General features: G+C 65.8%; 2 protein-coding genes. One reads left to right on the forward strand and one right to left on the reverse strand.

Going from position 1 to position 1,222, the window contains the following annotated elements; all coding sequences use genetic code 11:
• Positions 1 to 520, forward strand: a 520-nt coding sequence (locus tag EN750_RS35090; protein WP_145968229.1) for an ABC transporter permease, incomplete at its 5' end; no start/stop codon positions are given.
• A 95-nt stretch (positions 521 to 615) separates the two neighbouring features.
• Here the strand turns inward: EN750_RS35090 and EN750_RS35095 are convergent.
• A partial coding sequence (locus tag EN750_RS35095; protein WP_145968230.1) for an SDR family oxidoreductase occupies positions 616 to 1,222 on the reverse strand: 607 nt, incomplete at its 5' end.

The raw sequence follows: 1,222 nt of genomic DNA on the forward strand, positions 1-1,222 counted from the left end.
GCTCGGGACGGCGGTGTTCAACCAGTTCGCGCTGGTCTACATGGCGATCCTGGCCATTCCGCTCGCCGCCTTCGTGCTCTATCGCACGCCATGGGGTCTGTCGGTGCGCATGGTCGGTGAAAATCCGCGGGCCGCCGATTCGGCGGGGGTCAGTGTCATCGCCACGCGCTTCCAGGCGGTCATCCTCGGTGGTGCGCTGATGGGGCTGGCCGGCGCCTTCCTGTCGATGGCGCAGTTCAACGCCTTCACCTTCGGCGTCGTCTCGGGGCGTGGCTGGGTGGCGATCGCGCTGGTCGTGTTTGGCCGCTGGGATCCGTGGCGCTCGGCGGGGGCGGCGCTGCTGTTCGCCTTCGTCGATGCGCTGCAGCTGCGGATGCAGGCCAGCGGGCTCGGACACATCCCCTACGAGGCGTTCCTGATGCTGCCGTTCATCTTCACCATTGTCGCCATGGCGGTGATGTCGCGCAACGCGACGGCACCGTCGGCGCTGCTCAAGCCGTTTCGACGGGAAGAACGGTAGACGAGCAGGACTTGGTGCCTTTCCTCTCCCCCGATCGACGGGGTAGAGGAAGGGCGACAAGCTGTCCCTGGGACGAAGAACCTGTCCCTGGAGCCTCACATCGCCGTAAAACCATTGTCAACGAACAGATGCGTGCCGTTGACGAAGCTCGACTCGTCGCTGGCCAGGTAGAGCGCTGCCCTCGCCACCTCTTCCGGCTCGCCGATGCGGCCCTGCTGCGCGGCCAGTGCCGCGTCGGAGACGTCGACGCCGAGCCTGCCGAGGTCGGCGACCTCGCGCAGGCCGTGCGGTGTACGGATGAAGCCGGGGCAGACGGCGTTGCAGCGGATGTTGCGATCGCGGAACTCGACGGCGATGGCGCGGGCGAACATGTGGCAGGCGCCCTTGGTGGTGTCGTAGAGCACTTCGTTGGGAGTCGCCGCCACCGCCGAGATCGACGAAGTACAGACGATCGAGCCGCCGCCGGCCGCAATCATGCCCGGCAAAACGGCGCGCGTCATCAGGAACATCGAGCGCACATTGACGGCATGCAGCCAATCCCATTCCTGCACCGTGGTCTTCAGGAAGGGCTTTATCACGATGGTGCCGGCGTGGTTGAACAGCACGGTGACCGGTCCGAGTTTTTCGATAGCACCCTTCACGGCCGCTTCGACCTGTGCCTCGTCGGAGACGTCGGCGACAAAATGCTCGGCGAGATGGCCG

The organism is Mesorhizobium sp. M7A.F.Ca.ET.027.03.2.1 (genome assembly GCF_003999175.1).
In the GTDB taxonomy this organism is placed as follows: Bacteria; Pseudomonadota; Alphaproteobacteria; order Rhizobiales; family Rhizobiaceae; genus Mesorhizobium.